The organism is Streptobacillus notomytis (genome assembly GCF_001902585.1).
In the GTDB taxonomy this organism is placed as follows: Bacteria; Fusobacteriota; Fusobacteriia; order Fusobacteriales; family Leptotrichiaceae; genus Streptobacillus; species Streptobacillus notomytis.
In genome coordinates, this window is record NZ_LKKV01000145.1 from 1 (window position 1) to 802 (window position 802).

Below are 802 nucleotides of genomic sequence, written 5' to 3' on the forward strand. Positions count from 1 at the left end.
CAAATTCTTCTATTTCTTCTTCAGATTCTAAATTTTGTAAATCTTCTGCAATTTCTTCTGTATCTATATCTTCTTCAAAATACTCTTCTTCTTCCTCGTGGTCTAATCTGCTTTTTATTTCTTGTTTAAGTAAATCAATTTCTTCTTATGTTAGTTGATCCATATATGACACAATATATATATTTTTACGCAGCTAGATTAAAATCTAATGATATAATTCCCGGTGAAACAGATTTTGATGAAGGTGAAGATATTAAATCACATTGGATTAAAATTGATGAAGTAGAAGATTATTTAATTGATATGAAAACTTTATTATCAATAAAATACTTTTTACCAATTTTAAAGAGAATGAGTGTGAAAAATGAATAATAATTTAGATATGGAAAAATTAACACAAGAAGAAATTGATTTACTTAAACAAGAAATAAAAAGCAGATTAGACCACGAGGAAGAAGAAGAGTATTTTGAAGAAGATATAGATACAGAAGAAATTGCAGAAGATTTACAAAATTTAGAATCTGAAGAAGAAATAGAAGAATTTGTTGAAGAACACCATACTGTAGATATAGCAGATTCATTTTATGAAATTGAAGATGACACAGAATTATTAAGAGTATTTAATTTATTTAATGATGACACAAAAATAGAAATTTTTGAACAATCTGATGAAGAATTACAAATTCGTATTTTAAATTTACTTGAATTAGATAAATCTATAGATATATTATCATATCTGCCACCAGATGATGTTGCAGATATTTTAGGATCATTAGAATTAAGAAAAAGTAAAGAAATCTTA

The 802-nt window shown here is 24.8% G+C and carries 2 protein-coding genes; both read left to right on the top strand.

What is annotated here, in order from left to right:
* Positions 1 to 147: 147 nt before the first annotated feature.
* A complete protein-coding gene (locus BUE91_RS06810; RefSeq protein WP_143605916.1) occupies positions 148 to 372 on the top strand; it encodes an NUDIX hydrolase in 225 nt (74 codons plus the stop codon).
* On the top strand, positions 365 to 802 hold a 438-nt coding region (locus tag BUE91_RS06815), incomplete at its 3' end, for a magnesium transporter MgtE N-terminal domain-containing protein (protein WP_425319024.1). The genes BUE91_RS06810 and BUE91_RS06815, both read left to right, overlap by 8 nt.